Below are 909 nucleotides of genomic sequence, written 5' to 3' on the forward strand. Positions count from 1 at the left end.
CCCCCGCACCCGGCCCGCCCGGCTGCTCGATCTCCAGCCCGAGCAGCCGCCGCGCGAGCCCCCGCTGCACCGCGCCCAGCGCCAGCGCGCCCCGCACGGTGACGGCCAGCAGCCACAGGCCGAGCGTGGTCACCGACAGCGCGCCGCCGAACACCACCCCGACGAGCGTGAGGAAGAAGCCGACGAGGGCGAGCGGGAGGGCGATCACGCCGTAGAGGACGGCGGCCAGGGCGCGGCGGCCGAAGGTGGCGACGGCAAGCGTGCGGAGGCGGGAGCGAAGGCGGGAGCGGAGGCTCGGCATGGGATCAACCTAGGAGAGCAGCGACCTGGCGACACGGACCTGCACGGCGGTCAGGCCCCGGACCACCCACGGCATCAGCAGCAGAAAGCCGATCCCGCCGAGGACGGCGTGGAAGGCCCAGGCGCCGGCGAAGGTCGGGCCGCCCCAAGCGCGGGAGTAGTCGTCGCCCGCGCGCAGTGGCCAGCCGAGGTTCATGGGGACGATCACCCAGCCGTAGAGCGTGATGAACGCGGTGAGGAGGTTGAGCGGGGTGGCGAGGAGCGCGTGGGGCAGGCCGCCGGCGCGGGCGGTGCACGGGATCTGCGTGCCCAGGAAGCGGCGGACGAGCCCGCGCTGCCAGCGGGCGGTGGGGGCGCCGAGGAGGGCGAGGGGGATGCAGGCGAGGTCGATCGGGAGGGCGAGGAGGACGTAGGCGGTGCGGCGCCAGGTGGTCCGGGTGAAGGGTTCGCGGACGAGTCGCCGGGCGACGCGTACGGACGCCGGGTCCGGGGCGGTGGGCCGGGTGGGCCGGGTGGGCCCAGTGGGCAGATCGCGGGTGGTGGTCATGGTGCGTCCCCCTGCACATGGGTCGGCGTAGATGTGTCGGCGCAGCCCCTGTGAACTGCTGT

The 909-nt window shown here is 75.0% G+C and carries 2 protein-coding genes; both read right to left on the reverse strand.

The window, feature by feature from the left end:
- Nucleotides 1-301: sensor domain-containing protein (locus tag JHN63_RS51475; protein ID WP_200692001.1), on the reverse strand; the 301-nt coding region annotated here is incomplete at its 3' end.
- A gap of 9 nt (nucleotides 302-310) precedes the next feature.
- The coding region (locus JHN63_RS51480; protein ID WP_374223038.1) for a hypothetical protein at nucleotides 311-909 on the reverse strand (599 nt) is incomplete at its 5' end.

The sequence above is a fragment of the Streptomyces sp. MBT65 genome (assembly GCF_016612545.1).
GTDB lineage: Bacteria > Actinomycetota > Actinomycetes > Streptomycetales > Streptomycetaceae > Streptomyces.